General features: G+C 39.1%; 23 protein-coding genes. 16 read left to right on the top strand and 7 right to left on the bottom strand.

Features of this window, described 5'->3' with window-relative positions:
• Positions 1-232 precede the first annotated feature (232 nt).
• Entirely contained in the window at positions 233-1,645 is a 1,413-nt protein-coding gene (locus BUA16_RS02420; protein ID WP_072763035.1) for an alpha/beta hydrolase, read from the top strand.
• Between the two features lie 77 nt (positions 1,646-1,722).
• Here BUA16_RS02420 and BUA16_RS02415 read toward each other — a convergent pair whose 3' ends face one another.
• Positions 1,723-2,928 (bottom strand): MDR family MFS transporter, encoded by a 1,206-nt coding sequence (locus tag BUA16_RS02415; RefSeq protein WP_072763034.1) that lies wholly within the window; start codon positions 2,926-2,928, stop codon positions 1,723-1,725.
• Positions 2,929-3,048: 120 nt separating this feature from the next.
• Here BUA16_RS02415 and BUA16_RS02410 point away from each other — a divergent pair, with 120 nt between their 5' ends.
• A complete protein-coding gene (locus BUA16_RS02410) occupies positions 3,049-3,693 on the top strand; it encodes a DUF1684 domain-containing protein (RefSeq protein WP_072763033.1) in 645 nt (214 codons plus the stop codon).
• Positions 3,694-3,740: 47 nt separating this feature from the next.
• Here the strand turns inward: BUA16_RS02410 and BUA16_RS02405 are convergent, their stop codons facing one another.
• The 3 genes from BUA16_RS02405 to BUA16_RS02395 all read right to left on the bottom strand — a co-directional run bounded on the left by BUA16_RS02405 (position 3,741) and on the right by BUA16_RS02395 (position 6,506).
• On the bottom strand, positions 3,741-4,763 hold the full coding sequence (locus BUA16_RS02405) for an outer membrane beta-barrel protein (RefSeq protein WP_072763032.1): 1,023 nt from the start codon (positions 4,761-4,763) through the stop codon (positions 3,741-3,743).
• Between the two features lie 121 nt (positions 4,764-4,884).
• Positions 4,885-6,135, bottom strand: a complete 1,251-nt coding sequence (locus tag BUA16_RS02400; RefSeq protein ID WP_072763031.1) for an ammonium transporter — start codon at positions 6,133-6,135, stop codon at positions 4,885-4,887.
• Between the two features lie 32 nt (positions 6,136-6,167).
• Positions 6,168-6,506: a P-II family nitrogen regulator gene (locus tag BUA16_RS02395; RefSeq protein ID WP_072763030.1), complete on the bottom strand. Its 339-nt coding sequence runs from the start codon at positions 6,504-6,506 to the stop codon at positions 6,168-6,170.
• Positions 6,507-7,665: 1,159 nt separating this feature from the next.
• Here BUA16_RS02395 and BUA16_RS02385 point away from each other — a divergent pair.
• Positions 7,666-8,052, top strand: coding sequence for a pyrophosphohydrolase domain-containing protein (locus tag BUA16_RS02385; RefSeq protein ID WP_072763028.1), 387 nt, complete (start codon positions 7,666-7,668; stop codon positions 8,050-8,052).
• A 213-nt stretch (positions 8,053-8,265) separates the two neighbouring features.
• Here the strand turns inward: BUA16_RS02385 and BUA16_RS02380 are convergent, their stop codons facing one another.
• Complete coding sequence (locus BUA16_RS02380) at positions 8,266-9,330, bottom strand: branched-chain amino acid aminotransferase (protein WP_178338832.1); 1,065 nt, start codon at positions 9,328-9,330, stop codon at positions 8,266-8,268.
• A 105-nt stretch (positions 9,331-9,435) separates the two neighbouring features.
• Here BUA16_RS02380 and BUA16_RS02375 point away from each other — a divergent pair, with 105 nt between their 5' ends.
• From BUA16_RS02375 to BUA16_RS02330, 10 genes are all read left to right on the top strand, one after another.
• Positions 9,436-9,939: a DUF4920 domain-containing protein gene (locus BUA16_RS02375; RefSeq protein ID WP_072763027.1), complete on the top strand. Its 504-nt coding sequence runs from the start codon at positions 9,436-9,438 to the stop codon at positions 9,937-9,939.
• 1 nt (position 9,940) lies between these two features.
• On the top strand, positions 9,941-10,618 hold the full coding sequence (gene mnmD, locus BUA16_RS02370) for a tRNA (5-methylaminomethyl-2-thiouridine)(34)-methyltransferase MnmC2 (RefSeq protein WP_072763026.1): 678 nt from the start codon (positions 9,941-9,943) through the stop codon (positions 10,616-10,618).
• A gap of 99 nt (positions 10,619-10,717) precedes the next feature.
• Positions 10,718-11,680 (top strand): TIGR01777 family oxidoreductase, encoded by a 963-nt coding sequence (locus tag BUA16_RS02365; RefSeq protein WP_072763025.1) that lies wholly within the window; start codon positions 10,718-10,720, stop codon positions 11,678-11,680.
• Between the two features lie 138 nt (positions 11,681-11,818).
• Positions 11,819-12,391 (top strand): nucleotide exchange factor GrpE, encoded by a 573-nt coding sequence (locus BUA16_RS02360; protein ID WP_072763024.1) that lies wholly within the window; start codon positions 11,819-11,821, stop codon positions 12,389-12,391.
• Between the two features lie 9 nt (positions 12,392-12,400).
• Positions 12,401-13,528, top strand: coding sequence for a molecular chaperone DnaJ (gene dnaJ, locus BUA16_RS02355; RefSeq protein WP_072763023.1), 1,128 nt, complete (start codon positions 12,401-12,403; stop codon positions 13,526-13,528).
• A 305-nt stretch (positions 13,529-13,833) separates the two neighbouring features.
• Positions 13,834-14,769 (top strand): ABC transporter ATP-binding protein, encoded by a 936-nt coding sequence (locus BUA16_RS02350; RefSeq protein ID WP_072763022.1) that lies wholly within the window; start codon positions 13,834-13,836, stop codon positions 14,767-14,769.
• Positions 14,762-16,099 carry an ABC transporter permease gene (locus tag BUA16_RS02345; RefSeq protein WP_072763021.1) on the top strand — a complete coding sequence of 446 codons (1,338 nt, stop codon included), beginning with the start codon at positions 14,762-14,764 and terminating at the stop codon, positions 16,097-16,099. The genes BUA16_RS02350 and BUA16_RS02345 overlap by 8 nt, the downstream gene beginning before the upstream one ends.
• Before the next feature lies 1 nt (position 16,100).
• Positions 16,101-16,997 (top strand): mechanosensitive ion channel family protein, encoded by an 897-nt coding sequence (locus tag BUA16_RS02340; RefSeq protein WP_072763020.1) that lies wholly within the window; start codon positions 16,101-16,103, stop codon positions 16,995-16,997.
• Complete coding sequence (locus tag BUA16_RS02335; RefSeq protein WP_084668390.1) at positions 16,987-17,865, top strand: DUF6268 family outer membrane beta-barrel protein; 879 nt, start codon at positions 16,987-16,989, stop codon at positions 17,863-17,865. The genes BUA16_RS02340 and BUA16_RS02335 overlap by 11 nt, the downstream gene beginning before the upstream one ends.
• An 11-nt stretch (positions 17,866-17,876) precedes the next feature.
• On the top strand, positions 17,877-19,040 hold the full coding sequence (locus BUA16_RS02330; RefSeq protein ID WP_072763019.1) for a sigma-54-dependent transcriptional regulator: 1,164 nt from the start codon (positions 17,877-17,879) through the stop codon (positions 19,038-19,040).
• A 53-nt stretch (positions 19,041-19,093) separates the two neighbouring features.
• Here BUA16_RS02330 and BUA16_RS02325 read toward each other — a convergent pair whose 3' ends face one another.
• Positions 19,094-19,783, bottom strand: coding sequence for a hypothetical protein (locus BUA16_RS02325; protein WP_072763018.1), 690 nt, complete (start codon positions 19,781-19,783; stop codon positions 19,094-19,096).
• 308 nt (positions 19,784-20,091) lie between these two features.
• On the opposite strand from BUA16_RS02325, the gene BUA16_RS02320 reads away from it, so the two are divergent.
• The 3 genes from BUA16_RS02320 (at position 20,092) to BUA16_RS02310 (ending at position 23,462) form a co-directional block, all read left to right on the top strand.
• Entirely contained in the window at positions 20,092-20,970 is an 879-nt protein-coding gene (locus BUA16_RS02320) for a PPK2 family polyphosphate kinase (RefSeq protein ID WP_072763017.1), read from the top strand.
• Positions 20,967-22,340, top strand: a complete 1,374-nt coding sequence (locus BUA16_RS02315) for a M20/M25/M40 family metallo-hydrolase (protein WP_072763016.1) — start codon at positions 20,967-20,969, stop codon at positions 22,338-22,340. Before BUA16_RS02320 ends, BUA16_RS02315 begins: the two co-directional genes overlap by 4 nt.
• A gap of 189 nt (positions 22,341-22,529) precedes the next feature.
• Positions 22,530-23,462, top strand: coding sequence for a peptidylprolyl isomerase (locus BUA16_RS02310; RefSeq protein WP_072763015.1), 933 nt, complete (start codon positions 22,530-22,532; stop codon positions 23,460-23,462).
• A 964-nt stretch (positions 23,463-24,426) separates the two neighbouring features.
• Here the strand turns inward: BUA16_RS02310 and BUA16_RS02300 are convergent.
• A complete protein-coding gene (locus tag BUA16_RS02300; RefSeq protein WP_026812084.1) occupies positions 24,427-24,618 on the bottom strand; it encodes a cold-shock protein in 192 nt (63 codons plus the stop codon).
• Between the last annotated feature and the right edge of the window lie 327 nt (positions 24,619-24,945).

Below are 24,945 nucleotides of genomic sequence, written 5' to 3'. Positions count from 1 at the left end.
ATAGATGAATGTTCGCCGATTCTTATTGGACTTGTTGTTCGTAGGGCAATATTCAGAGAGCATATATGTTTAATGTGTGTAATCTTGAAGGTTTAAAAGCCCTAGTACCCCATGGATAAAATAGGTAGCCCAAAAGCCTATGCCAATTAATTATGGTTAATTCTTTAAATTAGTCTGTTAGAATTATTACATTTAAAAGTAATTTGGCCAGATTTTTGTTGATAATTTCGCTATGAAAAAAATATTAATTTTCCTGTTTTTAAGTGCGGCTTTTGTGGGTGTAGCACAAGAATTGACCTTAAAAAAAGGTGGTGTTGTGAACACAGTTCCTGTTGGAGCAACGGGTTCAGAAAGTTTTTCCTTATATCTGCCAACCTCTTTTGAGGGAAGTAAAACGTGGCCTATAGTTTATATATTTGATTTAAACGGAAAAGGGGGGCGGGCAATTCATAAGTATAGAGAGGTCGCAGAAAAACAGGGGGTTATTTTAGCAGCTTCCAATAACTTAAGCGATTCCTTGTCTACTTCCGAGAATATAGCCATTACGGGCCGGATGTTAAATACGGTGATCAAAATATTGCCGATTCAAAAATATAGAACCTACGCTTTCGGATTTGATAACGGGGCCAGATTGGCAAGTGTGTTGCCTATTTTTATACAGGAAATTAAGGGAGTCATTTCGGCAGGAGCGGCCTATCCAAATCTTGAACTCCTAGATAGTAGAATTCCATTTCATTTTATAGGTATTGTTGGTACGGAAGATTATTCTTATTCCGAAATGAAGGCAGGAGTAAAAATGTTCGATAAATATAAATACTCAAACAACCTATTGGTGTTTAACGGAGGACATCAATGGCCTAGCGTAGATTACCTAAATACAAGCTTGGATATATTAACGCTTTCGGGAATGGAGAAAGGAGCCATTGAAAAATCTACGACATTTATTAATGATTCCTATGACAGAAATATTCAAGAGGTACAAGCTTTAATAGCCTCCAATAAATTAACACAAGCCGAAAATTTAATGGGAGAGCTCATAGATGTGTATCGAAACCTGAGAGAGGTAGATCAATTAAAAGATCAACACCGTTCTTTAAGGAAGGACAAACAATTTAAGGCGATGAAGCGGAATGAGAAAAATGCCTTTTTAAAAGAGTCTTTTATAAAAGAAGACTATGTGTATTATTTAGAGGAAGACATTGTTACCTATAATTACAATAATTTGGGATGGTGGAATTACCAAATGGGGGAGCTTGGGAAGTACCAAAAGAGTAGAATTCGTGCGGAACAAGAAATGGGGAAACGTTTACTAAACTATCTTAATCTTCTCATCGAAGTAAATATCCAAACACAACAAGAAGCAAAACCAATAGACCAAGATGCCTTAAGTTTATTGTGGATGTTAAAAACCATTACGGATCCCGAAAACTACGAGTATTACCTTAGGATTATTTCCAGTTCTGCCAAAATAGAAGACTATGGTACATCGTTGTTTTATTTGGAAGAACTGCTTAAAAAAGGATATACAGACAAGGAGGCTTTGTATGCCTTGGAAAATACGGCGCTGCTACGTATTACACCTGAGTTTAATGAAATAGTTGCCAAATATTTAAAAGATGCCCGTTACGATAATATACAGGAATAGAGGGCAGTCTTTGCTAGGGGTAGCGAACAGGAAACCTTCTTTTTCAAGGTAGTTCCAATGATTTTTTAAGGACGGAATTAATTGGATTGGGATCTAAGTAATTTACGTAAAATAAGAAGCAGTACCGCTCCAAGGGTGCAAATAAAGGCGGTGCCGTACCAGGTGAATTCATAGCCATTACTTGCTATGGAGCGCATTCCTAAGTTATGGGCAAAAATATGGGAAACGGAAAAGGCCATGGTATAAAGGGCCATATATTCGCCTTGATTGCCACGTTTTGCCCGTTCCATGGCAAAAGCATTCGAAAAAGGAAAAGCGATCATTTCTCCCCAAGTCATTAATATCATCCCAAAAACCAACACTCCGGTAAATGGAGGGAGATTAAAGAATATAAAACTGAGGGCTACCAATAGCAAGCCAATGATCATTTTGGAACTCTGGGACCACGGTCTCCCTTCTAGGTATTTTATTAAGGGCATCTCGAGTGCAAAAATCATGAATCCATTCATCCCTAAAATCAGTCCAATCTGGAATTCGCTTAAGCCGTGAACATTGTTGTAGTATACCGGAACCGTGGAAAAATATTGCACAAAAGCAAAACCAAAAAATACCATGGCCAGGATAAAAAGTAAATACCGTAGATCGGTATAGGCCGATTTTGGCATCTCGTTTTTGACGTTGTCTATGGCTTTCGATTTTTTAGGATTTAACACCAATAGCAAAAGAAGTGCCGCTAAAATACAACTGAACCCATCGATCCAAAATAGGCCGCTATAGCCCATGGTGGTGATAATGATACCGCCTATAGCCGGGCCGGCAGAGAATCCTAAATTAATAGCAAGACGGATAAGGGTAACCGATCTGGTTTTGTTCTCTGGTTTGCTATAGGCAAACAGGGCAACAAATACAGCAGGCCTAAAAGCATCGGCGATTATCATCAGTATAAATATCCCGCCACATACGCTCCAAAAACTGGTCAGAAATTGTATTCCAATAAAAAATACGCCTGTTAAAAACAGGCTGCCCAGCATGACCTTATAATAGCCTATTTTATCGGTAAGCTTGCCTCCTGCCCAATTCCCTATAAGAGACCCTAATCCAAAAGAGGTCATAATGCTGCCTACCTCGCTAAGGCTAAGGCCTAGATTATCGGATAGGTAGAGCGATAAAAAAGGGATTACCATGGTCCCCGCTCTATTAATGAGGGTTATTAAGGCTAGCCACCACACTTCCTGGGAGAGTCCTTGAAAAGATAGAATGTAGCTTTGATAAATTTTTTTCATAGGAAATAACACTGCTAATGGACGGTGCTCAGGTAGAGAAAAAATGGGTGATTTTTATAGAAACAGGGCAAAATTAAGTAAAAAAATACTATGTTGTGGGCAAGAATAAAAAACTAAATTATGTGGCGTTTGATTTTGTTGTTTTTGCTGATAACAGTGAGTTGTAAGGAAAAAAAATATCATGATACAGCAGTAAAAAATACGGTAGTTCTACAAACGGAAGCCTTGAGCGACGTATTGCAGTTTCAAAATAAGTTGAATGAAGAGTTTAAAGACCCCGAGACCTCTCCTTTACCCGATAGAATCCGGAAAAATTTTGAAAGTCTTGATTTTTTTGCTCCCGATACTTTATTTAGGGTAACTGCTGTCTTTGCAAGGACGCCCGAAGCGTTACCGTTTTTTATGCCTACCAGCACTGGCCGAAAATCTGAAGAAGTGGTGTATGGTACGGTAACCTTTATGTTGGAAGGCCGAAAACATCAATTAGAGGTGTATCAAAATCAGGAACTAAAAGGACAAGAAGGATTTGAAGACTATTTATTCCTTCCTTTTGCAGACATTACTAATGGAGAGGAAACCTATTCCGGTGGCAGGTACCTAGATATGAGGATCCCAAAAACAGATACGGTGGTAATCGATTTTAATAAAGCTTATAATCCGTATTGTGCTTATAATTCAAAATATTCATGTCCTTTGGTGCCAAAGCAAAATAGGCTGGATGTTGCAATTTTGGCGGGTGTTAAAGCTTTTAAAAAAGATAAATAAAAAAATGCCCGACAAATTGCCGGGCATTCAACAAAAATCAACAGTTATTAAAAAGCGTATACCGCCGCAATTAGAAGGGAAGATAGGCTTTTGGAGCTTGTTGAATCCCGATCCAAAAATGCGTCGTCAGAGGCGCTGTCCAATCTTATTTCCGGCTTAATGGTCAGGTTTTCCATAGTATAGCTAGCGGTTAGTGTTAAGGCAAAAACACTAGAGTCTGCAACATCGGTTCCTATAGCGCCATAAGCACCGTTTTCTACAAAATATTCTCCTCGTAAGCCCATGGTCAGGTTTTCTGTAGTGGCTAATTGTGGGTAAAGGGCAGCGCCATAAAAACCAATGCCGTCATTGTCTTGATAAGCCGCATTGATTCCGAGATAAAAATCTTCGGTGACCGTTATACCCCCAGTATAATCTATTTCAACCCCTAGGCTAGCCTTGTTGTCATAATAAAAATTCAAATATTGTCCGGAATACCCTAGTTGTGCTCCAAAGGAATAAGCCCCGGTAATATTATTATTTACATCTGTAACGTTCATAAATGCAAGCATCAGGCTAAGTTTTTCTGTTAAATAAAAATCGGCTTTTAAGCCCACATGGGAAAAAGGACCATAGGAGAATAAATAGGAGGTACTATAATTAAAGTTGGCAGTAGGAGAAATTACTTCATAGCCTAAAAAGGTATTAAATCGGCCGGCAGTAAGCTTTATATCGTCGGTTACATTCCAATAGGCATACAATTGGTTGATTTGATACCCCCCAGAGGCCTCATCGCCCCTAGGGCCAAAAACCAAATCGGCTACGGCACCGGTTTTTTCGGTTTTATAAGTGACCATGGCATTGGCCATCCCTAAGGCAAAACCGGTTTCGTTGGCAAAGGACGTGCCCGGAGATTGTAGAATCTTGTCAGAAGCACTTAGGTTGGTTTGGTAATAGGCGTCTATACTTCCGCTAAAGCTTATTTTCTTATCCTCGGTTTCGTTTTCTTGAGAAAAGGAGGTTAAGCTAGAGCAAATTGCTATGGAAAACAGAAATATTTTCACGAAATTTGTGTCTGTAATCATTTTCATAATTCAAGAATTTAGGACCTCATTTGAGGAAGTGAATGTTTAAAATTGAGTTCAACAGTGAAAAGGATTATTAACGGAGCGTTCTGCAAAACGCTCCGTTTCCTTTTTATTTAGTAATGAACTAGTATTGGTTAAGTCTAAAATCGGCATAGGCATCCATTCCGTGTTCGTGAATGTCCAATCCTTCAACTTCTTCTTCTTTACTGACCCTTATGCCCGATAATTTTTTAATCGACATTAGGATAATAAAAGCGCTAATAGAGCAAAACAGTCCGATAATCGCTACTCCTGATAATTGATAAATGAATTGGCCTACTCCTGCCTTTGTTCCAAAAAGGCCTACGGCCAAGGTGCCCCAAATTCCGCAAATAAGATGTACGGCAACGGCCCCTACCGGATCATCGAGTTTTAATTTATCTAACAGGGCTACTCCGTATACGATGATTATTCCGGCTAAAAAACCGATGGCAATAGCTTCTATTGGCGACATCAGATCGGCTCCTGCCGTAATCCCAACGAGGCCTCCCAAAATACCGTTTAACATCATGGTAAGGTCGTAGTTTTTATGTCTTAAGGTAGAGAAAATAAAGGCTCCGGCTCCTCCTGCCGCAGCGGCCAGACAGGTGGTCACCAAGACGATAGAGGTAGCTGCCGGATCTGCCGATAGTACCGACCCACCGTTAAAGCCAAACCATCCCATCCAAAGAATAAGAACACCTGCGGTGGCCAATGGAAGGTTATGTCCTGGAATAGCATTGGCTTTTCCATCCTTACCAAATTTACCAATACGTGGGCCTAATAGGTAAATGGCGATTAAAGCAGCCCAGCCCCCTACGGAATGCACCAGGGTAGAGCCGGCGAAATCATGGAATCCGCCATTCTCACCCCCGAGAGACGATAAGAAGCCACCGCCCCATTGCCAAGACCCTACAATAGGATAAACCAGCCCTATGTAAAAAAGGGTGAAAATCATGAATCCGCCTAATTTTATCCGTTCGGCAACAGCTCCCGAAACAATGGTAGCGGCCGTGGCAGCAAACATAGCTTGAAAAAGAAAATCGGTCCAATAGGTGTAGCCTTCATTATAGGCAAGGTCTAAACTGCCATCGGCAAGCATGGGGGCCTCTAAACCTAGCCCGGCAAAACCCAAATAGCCGTTGAAAGCGCCGGGATACATAAGGTTAAATCCTCCTAGATAGTAAAGAAGTATCCCAAGGCATATTATGAAAATATTTTTGAAAAGGATGTTTATAGTGTTTTTTTGACGGGTAAGTCCAATTTCTAAAAGTGAAAATCCTAAGTGCATGAAAAATACAAGTGCTGTGCATATCATCATCCAAATGTTGTTCGCGGTAAATAATCCTGTGTCCATATCGTACAGTTGTTTATTGATTCATAAAAAGGTTAGTTGATTCCAGCGTGTCCGCTTTCCTTTGTTCTTATTCGGTAGGCTTCTTTGATGTCCGACACAAAAATCTTCCCGTCGCCCACGTTTCCAGAATAAGCGGTTTCTAAAATGGTGTCTATTGTTTTTTCTAGGAAATCATCTGATACTACAATAGATAAATATCTTCGTTGTATGTCCGTGGTGCTGTATGAAATACCCCGGTAAACATGTCCCTGCTTTTCATTTCCAACACCTGTGACGTCCCAATAGCTAAAAAAGTTAACTTCAATTTGATGTAGTGCATCCTTGACTTCGTCAAATTTGGACTTTCTGATAATTGCTTCTATTTTTTTCATAATTGAGGATTGTTTTTTGTAAATATATAGATAAATAATGTTGACCCCTAAAAAAAACAGGGGTATGGTGTTGAAAAATACATATAATGTAATATGAACCCATATTAAATACGGGTATAACTAAATTAAATGATTGTAATTAGGAATTTTGATATATAGTTAACATAGTTTTTGAAGGTTATTTTTGGTTTTTTATGAAAAACAAAAGAAAATATGGCTGCTGTACTGTACAAGTCGCTGATATTGTTGAGGGTGGTATGGAGACTGCTTTGGAATTCTGGATATCTTGTTAGAAGTATTGTGTAAACGCTCTTAGGTTTGTATGATCCATTCAATAGTTGGACGGTCAAGGTTGGGGTAATAGATGGTATTAGCAATAGCCTTCAATGCTCATGCAGAAGTATAAAGGAGGTGCTTTTTAATTCAGACAAATGTTTTTTGGTGGTTCCAATAGTTTTAATGGAAACTTATTTTGCGTTAGGGACCGCGGCGGCATCCCCGTAGCAACGCAAGGGATATAGCCAAGGGCCCGTCCGACGAAGGAGGGAACGCCCAAATTAAAATGCTAAAAAGAATAAAGATGTGTAGTTGAACGCACTCAATTAAGGAAATGCACTTAGGAAAAGGGGGCTTGTGGTTGGTGTTGTATTGGATGAAGGAAAGAGGAGCAAGGAGTTTTGGTTGGTAAAACAGTGGTGCCTAATTTGCTGTATGGCTCCTTGAGGTGCTGTCTTATTTAGAATTGGAATTATAACTGATTAAAAGTAGAAGGGTATTGATACTTATTAAAGCCGATACTATAATTAAAAAAGTCACCATGAAAGATTGCTTATTTGTGTAAAATGCAAACTTACAATTTTATTCCTAAAACTGTACGAAAAATCTTAAACAATTATATGGGCGCTGTTTGGTACTTCCTATTTATGGTCTTATGGTTTTAGGAAAAACTTAATTATAAAAAGTATAATGATAAAAGAAACGAAGGTTAAGGCTATCCATTTGATGCCTTTATAGTTCTTTAAATGAAGGCTTTTGTCCTTGTTATAAGCGAAAAAGGTGATGATGACGAAGGCTATAAAAAAAAGGCCGGCGAATATTAATTGACCTGTACTGAACATATTTCTATTTTTACGCAAAGCTAACTTAAATATAAGTAATAATGAAAAGTAAACTAGAAGCGGTAGCATTATTTCATAAGTCTTTTGGCTTAGGAGTGTCCAAGGAGATGAAGGCCGATTTAGGAAAGGAAAAAAACATCCTACGGTATAATTTAATGGACGAAGAAAATAGGGAATACTTAGAAGCTGCCGAAAATAACGACCTGGTAGAAGTAGCAGATGCCCTTGGCGATATGCTCTATATTCTGTGTGGAACCATTCTAGAGCATGGTATGCAATATAAAATAGAGGAGGTTTTTGAGGAGATACAAAGGAGTAATATGAGTAAACTGGGTAAAGATGGGCGGCCTATCTATAGGGAAGACGGAAAGGTGTTAAAGGGGCCAAATTATTTTAAGCCCAAAATTTCCGAAATCTTGGATAAATAAGGCCGGACGGTGATTTTTTGGGGATCGCTTGCTTATATAACAGCAATATTATAGGTGTTGAGGGCCATAGGGTTGCTGCTGCTTATAGTCTGTTTTACGCTAAAGTAGCCATTTTCTTGGAAGAAGGGCATAAAAAAGCAACCTGTTGTTTAGACAGATTGCTTTTTTATATTTTCTGTCTTCAGAATATTTTTTACGGAGGGTATTGGTAGATTACAATTTATATCTCCAACCAAATTTATCCTCTACTTTGTTGTATTGAATGTCTGTTATGCGTTTTTTGAGTAAGGCCGCATAGCTGTTTTCTAATTCTGGTAAATCGTACTCCTCGTTTCTGTATCCAAAACCTGAAATTGGTGAAATAACGGCGGCCGTTCCGGCGCCGAACATTTCTTTTAAACTTCCGTTTTTGGACGCTTCTACAACCTCACTTACCGTAATTTTTCTGACTTCTACAGGGATGTTCTCGTCCTTGGCGATTTCTATGATACTCTTTCTAGTGATACCATCCAATATTCTATCGCTTGTAGGGCTAGTAATAAGGGTGTCGTTAATACGAATAAAAATATTCATGGCTCCCGCCTCTTCTATATATTCATGCGTGTTATCATCTGTCCAAATTACTTGGTTATAGCCTTTTTCTACCGCTAATTGAGTAGGGTAAAATTGTCCGGCATAATTTCCTCCGGCCTTGGCAAATCCTACACCGCCATTGGCAGATCTAGAATAGGTTTCTTCTATCAATACCTTTACTTTGCCAGCAAAATACGAGCCAGAAGGAGCACAGGCAATGATCATTTTATACTCATCGGCAGGAGAGGCGTGAAACCCCGTCCCGGTAGCAAATATAAAAGGTCTAATATACAAGGAGCTTCCTTCTGAGGTAGGAATCCACTGCTCGTCCACTTTTAAAAGCGCTTTTAGGCCTTCCATAAAGTAGTCTTCTGGAATTTCTGGAATGGCAAGGCGCTTCGAGGAAATGTTAATGCGCTTGTGATTGTCCAAGGGTCTGAACAGCCAAACGTTTTCCTCACTGTCCTTATATGCTTTCATTCCTTCAAAGACAGACTGGCCGTAATGAAATATTTTTGCAGAAGGATCTAGGGTTATTGGCTGATAAGGGACAACTTTTGGAGTCTCCCAAGCACCATTTTTATAATCACAGACCAACATATGGTCTGTTAAAACCTTTCCAAAAGCTAAATTATTAAAATCTACTTGATCGATTTTAGACGTTTTGGCCCTCTCAATCGTTATAGCATTTGCAATAGTATCCATGAATTTATATTTAAAAGAATAAAATTAAACAAATAACCTCATTAGGGCTTCTTTTTTTCTTTAAAATTGACCAGTTTTGTAAGGAGGATTTAAATATTGACAAATATGAAGTTTTTTAACATAATGATTGTGTATTTGTGCTTATTTGTGTCTTGTAAGGATCAGAAAAACAGTGTCGAAAAGGTTGGTACGGCTTTCGAGCAAGGAAAATATGACGTTTTTGGAGCGAAAATATCGGATGTAAATGCCTTGTCGCCGACAATAATGTTGGAAAAATATCGGGAATTGGAAGTTTTGGATACTTTAGCGCTTCAGTTTGCCGCTACGGTTGTAGATGTATGCCAGACAAAAGGATGTTGGATGACCCTTGCCTTGGACCAAGGGGAAGAAGCCATGGTGAAATTTAAAGACTACGGCTTTTTCATGCCTAAGGATATTATCGGAAAGGAAGTATTGGTTAATGGAAAGGCCTTTATAGAAGAGATGAGTGTTGATGATCAACGGCATTTTGCGAAGGATGCCGGTAAATCCAATGCCGAAATTGCTTCGATTACCGAGGTGAAAAAAAACTACGGGTTTGAAGCGGATGGGGTATTGCTAATAAAATAAAGTGAAAAGAAAAATTATTACTACAGGGGATGGGTCTAAAACCATTCAGATAGAAGATTGGAACGAGCAGTACCATTCTGTACACGGTGCCGTGCAAGAGGCGTATCATGTGTTTATAAAAAATGGGCTGTCATTATATCAAAACAGGGAGCTTGCAATCTTGGAAATAGGCTTTGGAACTGGGCTGAATGCTTTTATAACCCTTCTCGAAGGCCAAAAGCAAGGCTTGCAAATAAGGTACCAAGGGGTAGAGGGGTATCCGGTATCGCCAGAAGAGGTGACGGAATTAAACTATGTAGCGCAGTTAAAGGCTCAAGATTTTGAAAATGAATTGTTGCTGATGCACAACTCTCCTTGGGAGGAGCCTTGTAATATCACGGATAATTTTACCTTATTGAAACAACAAAAGGATTTTAAAGATATAGGCGAAGCCAATGCGTTCGATCTTATATATTTTGATGCTTTTGGTGCCCGGGTTCAACCAGAACTTTGGACAGAGGAAATTTTTGCAAAAATGTTCCAAGCGTTAAAACCAGAGGGGATTTTAGTGACCTATGCCGCCAAAGGCAGTGTCAGAAGAGCTATGCAGGCAGTTGGTTTTATAGTAGAACGTTTGCCCGGGCCTCCAGGGAAAAGAGAAATGTTGCGAGGACAAAAAAATAATAAAGGTGCCTTCTAGATTATAAGGAAGCCGTTTATTGTTAAACCTACATTAAAGTCAATGTTTGCGAGCATTAATTTCTATACCTTTATTTAGAAGGAACTCGAATGTGTAATTATGAAAATTTTAATAGCGGGCGCAACGGGATTGGTGGGGAGCGAAATTGTGGACTTATGTCAACAAAGGAATATTGCGGTGAGTTACTTGACCACTTCAAAACAAAAAATAGTTTCCCGCGAAAATTACCAAGGGTATTATTGGAACCCCAATAAGGGTGAAATAGACCTAGAGTGTTTCAAGGGGGTTACCTCAATCATAAACTTGGCGGGTGCCAACATTGCCAAACGCTGGACTCCTCTTCAGAAAAAGCGTATTCTTAACAGTAGAATAAATGCCTTAATGACCTTGGCAGATGGATTACAAAAATTAGAAAGTCACACTATAGAGGGGTTTGTTTCTGCTTCTGCGATCGGGATTTATCCGGACTCCATAGCGAACTATTACGAGGAAGATGAAACGGAGGTCGATGATAGTTTTTTAGGGAAAGTAGTCCTTGCTTGGGAGCAGGAAATAGATCGATTCAAGCAGTTCAATATCAATGTGGCTATATTAAGAATAGGTTTGGTGATGTCAGGTAAAGGCGGAGTTTTGACAGAAATGGCGAAACCTATCAAGTATTTTGTGGGGGCACCCATGGGTTCTGGGGAGCAGTGGCAGTCTTGGATTCATATTCATGATTTGGCTCGAATGTTTCTTCATGTGTTGGAAGAAAATATAACCGGGGTTTATAATGCAGTTGCCCCGAATCCGGTGACCAATGTAAAGCTGACAAAGGAAATAGCCAAAGTCTTGGAGAAGCCCCTGGTTTTACCCAAAATTCCGAAGCTGTTTATGCGCATAGCGCTGGGAGAAATGTCCTATCTGTTGTTTGTCAGTCAAAGGGTGAGTAGTAAGAAAATTGAAGAATCGGGTTTTGTCTTTGATTATCAAAATATATGTAGCGCCTTGGAGGCTATTTATAAGGAGAAAACAAAGCAGTATAAGGGAGATACTTGTAGTAATCGGGAATATGTCCCTTAGAACTTTGTCAGTCATTTTTATAACAAAACATCCGCCAATGGCGGATGTTTTGTTATAAAGTTTATGACATTATGACATTTTTGAATAATTGGCAGTACTTTTGCCGTTCCAAAAACAGAGTATATAAATGAAATTTAAATGAGCAACGAGAATAAATCAGAAGCGATGGAAGATGAGGTTTTGAACAATGTTGAAAATCAAGAGCTTAATCAGGAGGATCAATCTGTGGAGGAAGAAACCGTAGAAACCGAACCAGCGTTGAGTGTAGAGGAGCAATTACAAGAAGATTTGAATAAGGAAAAGGACAAATTTCTACGTCTTTTTGCTGAGTTCGAAAACTATAAAAAGCGTACTTCCAAAGAAAGGATGGATTTGTTTAAAACGGCGGGACAAGAGGTTCTAGTTTCTTTATTGCCGGTACTAGATGATTTTGAAAGGGCTATGAAAGAACTTGCCAAATCTGACGACAAGGAAATGGTGAAGGGAGTAGCGCTTATCCAAAATAAATTGGTGGATACTTTAAAGGCCAAAGGTCTTCAGGATATTGTCGTTAAGCAAGGCGATGATTTTGATGCCGAGATTCACGATGCTATTACCCAGATTCCTGCACCGAACAAGAAATTGAAGGGGAAGGTAATCGATGTCATAGAGAAAGGATTTAAACTAGGAGATAAAATCATACGCCATCCAAAAGTGGTCGTTGGAAATTAAAAGTGTTTTATGAAGGAGGATTATTATGATATCTTGGGCATTAGTAAAAATGCCACAGCAGCTGAAATAAAAAAAGCATATCGTAAAAAAGCAATTGAGTTTCACCCAGATAAGAACCCTGGGGATTCCAAGGCAGAAGAGATGTTTAAAAAGGCTGCCGAAGCCTATGAAATATTGAGCGATGCCAATAAAAAGGCTCGTTACGATCAGTACGGTCATGCCGCATTTGAAAATGGCGGCGGATATGGCGGTGGTGGTTCTATGAACATGGACGATATCTTCAGTCAGTTTGGTGACATCTTTGGCGGTGCCTTTGGCGGTGGCGGTTTTGGCGGTTTTTCCGGATTTGGCGGAGGAGGCGGACAACGTCGTGCAAAAGGAAGTAACCTAAGAATTAGGGTGCGATTAACCTTGGACGAAATAGCCCTTGGTGTAGAAAAGAAGGTAAAGGTAAAACGAAAAATACAGGCAGAAGGCGTAACATATTCTACTTGTAATACCTGTGGCGGTAGCGGGCAGGTGGCAAAAATCACCAATACCATACTAGGTAGAATGCAAACCGCAGCAACTTGTAGTAGTTGCGGGGGAAGTGGACAGATGATCGATAAAAAACCTATTGATGCGGATGCCCATGGATTAAAAGTTTCTGAAGAAACCGTTAGTATTAAAATACCAGCCGGAGTTGAAGAAGGGATGCAGCTTAAAGTTCCTAACAAAGGAAATGATGCCCCAGGAAACGGAGTGCCAGGAGATTTATTGGTCGCTATAGAAACCGAAGAACACCCTACCTTAAAACGTGAAGGTAACAACTTGCACTACGATCTGTATATCAGTTTTTCAGATGCCGTTTTAGGGACTTCCAAGGAAATCGATGCCATAGGCGGAAAAGTGAGAATTAAGTTGGAAGCAGGAATCCAGTCGGGAAAAATTCTACGCTTAAGAAGTAAAGGTATTCCTGATCTTAACGGGTACGGCCAAGGAGATTTACTGGTTCATGTAAATGTTTGGACGCCAAAAGAGCTCAATAAAGAACAAAAAGATTTCTTTGAGCGCATGAAAGGCAATGATAATTTTGAGCCTAGACCGGAAAAGTCCGATAAATCTTTCTTTGAGAAAGTAAAGGATATGTTTTCTTAAGGTGCTGAATAGAATAATTGAATAAAGAATACAGAAAAGAATTAATGTTGAATATTTAATATTGATCTTCTTTTCCGCAACATTTTTTCCCATCCTTGATTCGTCAAGGGTGGGTTTTGTTTTTTACAGGGTTTAGATAATAGTGGATGGTGCTTGATCTGTTCATTTAAAGCGCTTTTAAATATAGGGCTATAGGTGCCATAATCCAATAAGGATGAAAGTCGGCGGTGCTTTTTGTGTTTAATAAATCTTAAAAACTAAAAACACTTAGAGCGCAATTCTATATCTTTGATAAAATTGCATTCATGGACAATATATTGGTCGCTAGAGGGGTTTCCAAACAGTTTGGGAAGCACATTGCTCTTAATAAAGTTTCTCTAGAAATCCCCAAAAACAGCATCTATGGCTTATTGGGGCCCAATGGGGCAGGGAAAACCACCTTAATAAGAATTATTAACCAAATTACCTATCCGGATCAAGGAAGTGTCTTTTTTGATGGAAAACCCTTGGAGGATAAGCATGTCGCGATGATAGGATATCTGCCAGAAGAGCGAGGGCTGTACAAAAGTATGAAGGTAGGGGAGCAAGCCCTGTACTTGGCCCAATTAAAGGGATTGTCCAAAACTGAGGCCAAAGCGCGATTAAAATATTGGTTCGATCGATTGGATATAGGCGATTGGTGGCATAAAAAGGTGCAGGAGCTCTCCAAAGGAATGGCACAGAAAATCCAATTTATCGTAACGGTATTGCACCAACCGAAACTCCTGATTTTTGATGAGCCTTTTAGTGGTTTCGATCCTATTAATGCCAATATTATAAAGGATGAAATCCTTCAACTCAGGGACAATGGAACATCCATAATTTTTTCTACCCACAGAATGGAATCCGTAGAGGAATTGTGCGATTATATAGCCCTGATCCACCGATCGGAAAAAATATTGGACGGCAAGCTCACCGATATAAAACAAGCATACAAGAATAATATTTTTAAAGTTGGATTGGGCCTGAAAAATGTCAATGGACTCTTAGAGGATCTTCAAGACAATTTCCAGATTCTAGATTCGGAGTATATCGAAGATGGGCAACAATTAAATTTTACGGTTCAATTGCCAAGTAGTGATACCGGGGGGTTATTGGCCAAGCTTTCGGGCAAGGGAAACCTAAATAATTTTACGGAAACGATTCCTTCTACCAACGATATTTTTATTCAAACTATACAAAATAAAAATCTACATGAGTAAACTGGCACTCATTATAAAGCGCGAATATTTAGCGAAAGTACGCAATAAGTCGTTTGTCATAATGACCTTTTTAAGTCCTGTCCTGATGGTAGGAATGATCGTGCTTATCGCCTATCTGACCAAAATTAATGATAACGATATAAAAACTATTGGGGTTCTTAATGAAAGCCCTTATTTTACGAATAAATTTGAAAGTAATGGTTCTATCTCCTACATCGATTTTAGAGGGGTGGGTTTAGAGTCGGCTAAGGACTCTATTGTAAATATCGGTTTTTATGGCTTGTTGTACATTCCCGATGCTGCAGATATGGAAGCAGCGGCCAGCGCCTCTTATTTTTATACCCAAGACGCTCCTGGTTCGTCCATAATCGATGCCTTGGAAACTGTTTTTACAAAACAATTAAGACAGCAAAGGCTACAGGACTTAGGGGTTTCGGTAGCCGATTTTGATCGGGTAGACCACAATTTCGATATCAATACGGCCACCTTTGCCGGTCAACAAAACCTAAAGGGCCTCAATGAAATAAAAGCCATTATCGGTGGTGCCTTCGGCTACCTGATTATGATGTTCATTATCATATATGGCGGCTTTGTCATGCGTAGTGTCATCGAGGAAAAGACCAGTAGAATCATAGAAGTAATTATATCCTCGGTTAAACCTTTTCAGTTAATGCTGGGAAAAATAATAGGTACTTCCTTGGCCGGGATTACTCAATTTGCCATTTGGATCTTTTCGGCTACGATACTGTTGGGGGTTGTTATCGCGGTTTTCGGTATAGATCCGTCGGCCTTAAATTCAGGCGCTGAAAATGCCCCAGGTTTTTCCGGTGCCGCTGCCTATGCTTCTACAGCCGACAGTACCATGCAATTGTATGCCAATGAATTATTTAAAATTCCGTGGGCGATGCTTATAGGCTTTTTTATGGTGTATTTTATCTTGGGCTATTTTATATATAGCTCTATCTATGCAGCCATTGGGGCTGCCGTGGATAATGAGACCGACACCCAACAGTTTATATTTCCCATTATTTTACCTCTGATGTTAGCTATTTATGTAGGTTTCTTTTCAGTGTTCAATAATCCACATGGTCCTATAGCGGTAGGGTTTTCATTATTTCCCCTAACTTCTCCCATAGTGATGTTAATGCGCTTGCCAGGTGGCATTGGAGAAGGAGGAGTTCCTATCTGGCAGGTGATTACTTCTATTGGTTTGCTAATAGGGACTTTTATAGGAATAGTATGGTTGGCCGCTAAAATCTACAGAGTGGGGATTTTAATGTACGGAAAAAAACCAACTTATAAGGAACTATTTAAATGGTTGAGATACTAGTATGGAAAAAATTCTTGAGTTTTTAAAAATCATCAAAGATTTTTTAACCTACCCCATCGTCAATGGGGAGAAGGTAGATATTACGGCAGGTACTTTTTTAACGATCATCATCGCTGTTGTGGTCGTTACCTATTTATTGAAAATTGTTCATAAAGTAGTAACTTCCAAGTTGCCCGAAGAGGATAAAAATAAGTTTATCAGTATTTTTGGGTTTCTAAAATACCTGTCCTATATCATGGTTATTTTGGTTATCCTGCACTCATCGGGGGTTAACCTAACCGTACTACTTACTGCATCGGCAGCTCTTTTTGTGGGGTTGGGTTTTGCGCTTCAATACCTGTTTCAAGACATTATATCGGGTATATTGATCATTCTTGACCAATCATTACACGTAGGCGATATTATAGAAGTTGGCGGGAAAGTAGGTAGGGTTTTTGAAATTCGCCTAAGGACTACAAGAGCTGTTACTAGAGACGATAGGGTAATTATTATTCCCAACCATAAATTCTTGACGGACAGTATTTATAATTACACTCAAAACAGTAAAATAACAAGGGAATCCGTGAAGGTAGGGGTGGCTTATGGCTGTGATATCGATTTAGTGACCAAATTATTGATGGAAGTGGCCCAGGAACAAAAAGGAGTATTAAAAACTCCTAAATCCTTTGTGCTGTTCGAGGATTTTGGAGATTCTTCACTGTTATTTTCTATAAATTTTTACACCTATGATAGTTTTGGAGAACCCAAAATTAAGAGTGCTATGCGCTATAATATAGATGCTAAGTTTAGGGCTCATAACATTAGTATTCCCTTTCCTCAAAGAGATTTACATATTATTCAAGAACGTCCGTTTCAACATATTCCGGTTGGAAAAACAGAAAGTAGTAATGAAAATTAATTTAAAAGGGCTTGGCTTGCTACTATTGTTTTTAGGGGCTTCAGTTACGGGTGTGGCGCAGACGCCCGATGTTTTTAGGTTAGAATATATGTTGATGCCGAAAAATGATGCGGAGGCTAAATTATCTCGGCTAAAATTAGTATTCAATATGCCTGTCAAAGTAAGAGAGAGCGACCTGGTCATTCTGGGAAGTGAATACAATATGATGAATTACGATTTACTTCGCGAAACTTCCTTTGACAATGAAAAGTTTGAAACCTTTCATGTATTAGACTTCAATATGGCCTATGTGTTGCAACACAATACAGACTGGCGCTTTGTTGGGGTAATTACCCCAAGACTTTCCTCTACACTGAACAATAGGCTTGGGCAGGGAGATTTTTCTGTAAACGCAACCATAGGGGCTATCATGGATAGGCCAAATATAGAAAAGCCAAGCAGGTTGGTACTGGGGGTAGCTTATAATTCTAGCGTTGCCATAAGGGTTCCGTTGCCAGTTGTTTATTACGAGAAAAGATTTCATCCTAATTGGGCGTACGTCATCGGTGCTCCCAAAACTGGTTTAAAATATTATTTTAATCAAAAACATATGTTGCAAACAGAATTTGTTTTGGATGGATATTATGTGAACCTTCAAAATACCATCATCCTGCCAGAATCGGGTGTAGCCTCCTCTATTTCTACCTCGGCGGCCTTGGCAGCTATAGGATATCAGTATTCTATTTCCAAAAATATGTTCGTTTATGGGTACGTGGGGCATACGATGTTTCAGGATGGAGTGTTGAGGGATGAAAATAGAAATGAAATTTTTACCTTAAACGATTCGCCAAGTTTGTATTTTAGGAGTGGTTTTAGAATAGGAATATAATAAAAAGATTTATGTCAAGAATATTGGTTATCGAGGATGAGGCTGCTATCCGCAGGGTATTGGTTAAAATTCTTAGCGAGGAAAACGAAAGTTATCATGTAGAAGAGGCCGAAAACGGATTTATAGGACTGGAAACCCTAAAGAAGGATGATTTTGATTTAGTGCTTTGCGATATAAAAATGCCCAAAATGGATGGGGTAGAGGTGTTGGAAGCGGCCCGAAAAATAAAACCGGAAATTCCGTTTATTATGATTTCTGGGCATGGCGATTTGGAGACTGCCGTAAATACGATGCGTATGGGGGCTTTTGATTATATTTCCAAGCCGCCAGATCTGAACAGATTATTGACTACGGTACGCAATGCCTTGGATAAGAAGGAATTGGTAGTAGAAAATAAGATATTGAAGAAAAAGGTAGGCAAAAACTTTGAGATGATCGGAAACAGTAAGGAAATTTCAGCCATTAAGGAGATGATAGATAAGGTGGCACCTACCGATGCCAGGGTACTTATTACAGGATCTAATGGAACCGGAAAAGAACTGGTAGCTCATTGGCTACATCAAAAAAGTGAACGGAGTTCCTTTCCTTTTATAGAAGTGAACTGCGCAGCAATCCCTTCAGAATTAATAGAAAGCGAATTGTTTGGGCATGTAAAAGGGGCCTTTACCTCGGCGGTCAAGGATAGGGCCGGAAAATTTGAGGCCGCTAATAAGGGAACTATTTTTTTAGACGAAATAGGCGATATGAGTTTGTCTGCCCAGGCGAAAGTGCTTAGGGCGCTGCAAGAAAGTAAAATTTCGCGGGTAGGTTCGGATAAGGATATAAAAGTAGATGTCAGAGTGGTGGCCGCCACCAATAAAGATTTGAAAACCGAAATTGAACAAGGTAGGTTTAGGGAAGATCTTTACCATAGATTGGCCGTTATTTTGATAAAGGTACCCTCCCTTAACAACAGAAGGGACGATATTCCGGTGTTGATCGAATATTTTTCAGAAAAAATAGCTTCTGAATTGGGGGTTCCACAAAAGATATTTTCCGATAAAGCTATTGCCCTACTAAAAGGCTATGACTGGACAGGAAATATTCGGGAACTTAGAAATGTGGTAGAACGCCTTATTATATTAGGTGGCAATGAAATTAGTGAAGAAGATGTAAAACTCTTTGCCAGCAAATAAAGTTGCCTCTTCTCCAATGGCAAAAGAATATTGGCCACTAGAGGAAATCAACATTAATCCTTAGCACAATTCCGCAATTGCTCTAGAGCTTTTGCGGCAATTTTTTGGGTTTCTAGATTATAGTATTTTTTGCTTTCCGTAATATTGGGAAGCAACAACTGTTCTTCGCAAATTTTAAAGATATTTTCGGCAAAGGCACGGGCTTCTTTACAATCTACATGTATAAGCACCCGCTCCATAGATTCCTTGAATCGCAGTAGGGAGAGGTCTATTTTTGCCTCGATTAATTTTCTGTCAGGCATTTTTTTAGCCTTATTTTCTTCCATGGAACTTATGGTGTTCAGGGCGATAACGTCATTGCTGAATTGGCTGTCATGAGCGTCGTGCTGACTTAAGGCTTCTACGCTAGAGTGTATATTCTCCAAGGCCTTGTTCAATAAAATACGGGCGCTTTCCAAACTACTGGTTTTTGTGGCGTTTTTAAGGTTGTTGGCACTTTCTTTAACAAGATCAATAGCAAACTCACAACCACAATCGGTTAATTGGGGGGCTGATTTTGTGATAGCATTTAAAGCCTTGTAAGCATAATATTTGGATAAATTAATGTCTTGGGCCTGAATGGCCTTTTCTGTTTGTGTCTGAATAAAGCCAAGGTTAGAGCCAGCGTATTCACAGGCTTTTGTGGTCTTAAAAGCCGAAAACAGAACAGTAATGGTAGATAAGATTATTACGGTTATTTTCATAGCGTAGGATTTAAGCAGTGTTATTTGGGGGATAACAAATTAAAGATAGGCTAGTTTAGCAGTGATTCTTCAATTTATTCGATAAAATTGAGCTTTATTCCGTAATGATGGACTAAATACGGAGATTATAAATAATAAAGGAATTCTTGCTGTTAGAGTTAGATGACATATTTATGGTCAACAACTTATGGATTATGCTGTCTTAACAAAGTTGTTCTTTGCCAATTCACCTATGGTTCGGATATATCAGGATATTTTTGTATTTTTTTGTTTCCTAACAGGCCATTCCATGGCTTTAAAACCAATCCATGAAAAACCCATTAGCTAAAGAATTTAAAGTCACTGATCCAATAAGCTTGTCAGGCTTAGAAACCAATGAAAATTTAGAGGCATCGCATAAAAGATTACGGAAAACCCTAGAAAGTATCAGGGTAGAACTAGGAGAGTTTCAGGATGTAATGTATGCCCATGCAAAGTACAGTGTGCTTATCTGCTTACAGGGGATGGATACTTCTGGGAAAGACAGTCTTATCAGGGAGGTCTTTAAGGATTTTAATGCTAGAGGGGTCGTGGTACATAGTTTTAAGGTGCCTACGGCATTAGAGTTAAAGCACGATTATCTTTGGCGTCATTATATAGCGCTTCCTGCCAAAGGGAAATTTGGAGTGTTTAATCGTACCCATTACGAAAATGTCTTGGTCACCAGGGTGCATCCCGAGTATATAATGGGCGAACATATTCCTGGAATTAATAGCACGGAAGACATCGATGAAAAATTTTGGGAAAAACGCTTTGAACAGATTAATAACTTTGAACGGCATATAGCAGAAAACGGTACTTTAATTTTTAAATTCTTTCTGCACTTATCCAAAGAAGAGCAGCGTCAGCGATTACTGCGAAGGTTGGCATTAAAGAAAAAAAACTGGAAATTTTCTCCGGGCGATTTAAAGGAGCGTACCCTTTGGGATCAATATCAGTTTTGTTATGAAGAAGCTATAAATATAACCTCTAAACCACATGCCCCATGGTATGTAATTCCTGCCGATAATAAAAAAGCGGCTAGGGTTATTGTGGCTTCTATTTTATTGGAAGAGTTAAAAAAATACAAAGATATAAAGGAACCGGAATTGGATGAAAAAATATTGGCTAATTTAGAAGATTATAAAAAACAATTAGAATCCGAATGAAGCAATTACTGGTAATATTAGTTCTCTTATCCACACAAATTTACGCACAAGATCGAGACGAAAAACAAATTAAAGCCCTTTACCACCAGGCCTTGACAGAAGGAAGTGCCTATGGTTGGTTACAGCATTTGTCCACTAAAATAGGGGGCAGGCTCTCGGGATCCATACAGGCGCAACAAGCCGTAGATTACACTAAATCCCTTTTAGATAATATGGGGCTTGATAAGGTTTGGTTGCAACCGGTAAAAGTGCCAAAATGGGTGAGGGGCACGCCCGAGTTTGCCTATATAGAAAGTGCTCCCGGTATTACGAACAATGTTGCCATCCGTGCCCTGGGCGGTTCGGTGGCTACCCCTTTTGGCGGACTAAAAGCCGAAGTGATCGAAGTGCAAAGTATTGAAGCACTAAAAGGCTTGGGGCGCGAAAGGATCGAAGGAAAAATAGTGTTCTTTAACCGCGCTATGGATCCCGGCCTTATAGATACTTTTCAGGCGTATTCCGGTTGTGCCGACCAACGTTATTCGGGGGCAGCGGAAGCCGGAAAATACGGGGCAGTAGGGGTTATTGTCCGTTCTTTAAACTTAAGGTTGGACGATTTTCCGCATACAGGTGCCATGAGCTATGGCAATACCCCTGTAGCAGAAAGGATTCCTGCAGCGGCCATTAGTACCAATGGCGCAGAGCTTTTGAGTACCACCTTAAAATTGAACCCCAGTATTAAATTATATTTTAAACAGAATTGTAAAAATCTCCCAGATGTAGATTCCTACAATGTGATAGGAGAAATAAAGGGAAGCACCCATCCCGAAGAAATAATTGTAGTTGGCGGACATCTAGATTCATGGGATTTGGGCGATGGCTCACACGACGATGGTGCCGGCTGCGTACAGAGTATGGAGGTGTTGCGCTTGTTTAAAGCAACAGGATACAGGCCTAAACGCACTATAAGGGTGGTGTTGTTTATGAACGAAGAAAACGGATTGCGTGGCGGTACTGCCTATGCCAAAGAAGCCTTTGCCAAAAAAGAACGACATATTTTTGCATTGGAGAGCGACTCGGGCGGATTTACTCCACGCGGATTCACTATCGATGCCAATCAAAAGAATTATGAGCAAATAGTAAGCTGGAAAAACCTTTTTGAGCCCTATCTAATACATTTATTTCAAAAGGGATATGGAGGAGCAGATATTGGACCACTAAAAGACGATCGGATTGTTTTGGCAGGATTACGCCCAGATACGCAACGTTATTTTGACCACCACCATTCTGATAATGATACCTTTGAACATGTAAATCAGCGCGAATTGCACCTCGGTGCTGCTACTATGGCCAGTTTGGTGTATTTAATCGATACTTATGGTATTAAATAACGAAGGCATTCCCAAGAGAAAAACAAATGGACAACCTTTTCTGTAAAAAGGAGAAGCTAATCCATAAATACCGGATAATCAGTTTAGTAGAAAACAAAAAAAATAAATTAAAAGTGAAGGGCTTGGAATGCAAGTCTTTTTAAAAAGAAAACAAATCCTTATCTTTGCCCGACAATTAAAAACAGCGATATGCAAGACGGAATTTACGCAAAATTCAATACTTCAAAAGGAGAGATAATAGTAAAGCTTACCCATGATAAGACCCCAGGAACCGTAGGTAATTTTGTGGCATTGGCAGAAGGAACTTTAGAAAATAAGGTGAAGCCTCAAGGAACGCCTTATTACGATGGATTAAAATTCCATAGGGTAATTCCAGATTTTATGATCCAAGGAGGTTGCCCTCTTGGAACTGGTACAGGTGACGGTGGTTACAAGTTTGACGATGAGTTTCATCCAGAACTTACCCACAACGCTCCAGGAGTACTTTCTATGGCAAATGCCGGTCCAGGTACCAACGGAACCCAGTTTTTTATCACTCATATCGCTACCCCTTGGTTAGACAACAAACATACTGTTTTTGGCCATGTTACCGAAGGTCAAGATGTTGTTGATGCTATTAAGCAAGGCGATAAAATAGAAAGTCTTTCTATCGAAAGAGTTGGGGCAGAAGCTGAAAAATGGAATGCAGTTGAGGCATTTCGTACCTTTGAAGGGTCAAGAGAAAAAAGACTGGCCGAAGAGAAAAAAAAGATATCGGCAGAATTGGATAAGGTAGCTGCTGGTTTTGATGAAACCGAAAGCGGATTGAGATATAAGATTATCCAAAAAGGAAACGGAGCAAAATCGGTTAACGGCAAAGACGTTTCTGTTCATTACGAAGGGTCTTTGGTAAACGGAAAGGTTTTTGATTCTTCATACAAAAGAAATGAGCCTATTAGTTTTGAATTAGGAGTTGGCCAGGTAATCCCAGGATGGGATGAAGGAATTGGCTTATTGCAAGTTGGTGATAAGGCCCGTTTTGTGATCCCTTCTCATTTAGCGTACGGTAGCGCTGGTGCTGGTGGAGTAATCCCTCCAAACGCAACCTTGATTTTCGATGTAGAATTAATGAAAGTAGGATAATAATATTCCACTTATATATTGTAAAGGCCCTAAGAAATTAGGGCCTTTTTTATGCCTATTAATAGAATACATCAGATTGGGAAAGATAAAAGTCTAAATGTATTCTAAAAGCTAAGCCCAATTCCAGGGTTGCTGTTCCTTGTTCAAGATTTAACCAAGGCATAGTGGTTCAAAGGATTTTTCATGAAATGAGCATGACCGAAAACTGGTCGCAAAGACTAATGAAGATATACGAAATATATATGCCTGTTAAAAACACACTAAATAGCTGCAAATGAAAGAAAGGATGATAATCTTTTCTTTATTCAATCCTTATTTATCAAAAGGGGACATGGTATAATTTTTCTATAGGTATGCGTTAGGGATGGCGGCGGCATCCCCGTAGCGGAGCAAGGGATATAGCCAAGAGCCCGACCGACGAAGGAGGGGACGCCCAAATAAAAGGAAGGAATATTTAGAGAATTAGGGGTGATCTGAGTTAAGAGTGGAATGCCGTGACTATTTGATAGAATTTAATACGGAAGCTGTTCTAGGAGGTGAAAAGTAGTAGCATGGCTGCCTTAAATTTGGTATATAGCATTGCTGTGGGAAAACCCAAAGTTGAGGCGGGACTTTTTTTGTTGTATGATCTATAACAGAGAGCGATTGCTGTCTATTATCTTTTTGTTTTGTTAAGACTTAATGCCAAAAGGGCAATATTAATAATTAACAAACACAACAAGATGGTGAAAAATGTTGTCATAATAAATAATAATTACTGGGGGGAGGTTATGTTTCTTTTTCTTTTAGATGCAATGGAAGAATATTGGTTGCGTCAAAAGAGGAATTATAATAGGAGGAACCTTTCGTTTCCGTTTTATAATGCTAAAACATACGTGTGGCTAATATTTAAAAGTACACAAATAAAAAAAGCCCTTCCAAATGGAGGGGCTTCTATCTTTTAAAAAAAGTTGTACCGTAATTATTAAATCACTTTTACATTTACTGCGTTCAATCCTTTTTTACCTTGTTGTAGTTCAAATTCTACAACATCACCTTCACGAATTTCATCGATTAATCCAGAAATGTGTACAAAATGATCTTCGCTTGAGCCTTCTTCAGTGATAAATCCAAAACCTTTAGAATCATTGAAGAATTTTACTGTTCCTTTATTCATTATAAAAAATTAAAAATATTATATTGAGACAAATATAAAACATAATTATTTAACTCAATGATTTTTTGATAGTTATATTTAAATAATTAGTGATAAAAGATTTTTTAAGGGTGTAGTCTTATACGGTAAGCCCCTATTAAATAACGTAGTTACAAAGATTTAGGTGCTCCCTGATCTTTTTTGTCGCGAGCTAAGTTTTGGCTCAATAAATACCTTATATCTCTTCAATGTGGTCAAAATATGTCCTATGGGAAGTTGTAGGCCATTAAGAATGACGCTATAAATGGTTAATTGAGGAAGAGCTTATAGAAACAATTCTAATAGCGT

Source organism: Arenibacter nanhaiticus (assembly GCF_900141935.1).
Classification (GTDB): domain Bacteria; phylum Bacteroidota; class Bacteroidia; order Flavobacteriales; family Flavobacteriaceae; genus Arenibacter; species Arenibacter nanhaiticus.
This window is presented reverse-complemented; position numbering and strand designations above follow the sequence as displayed.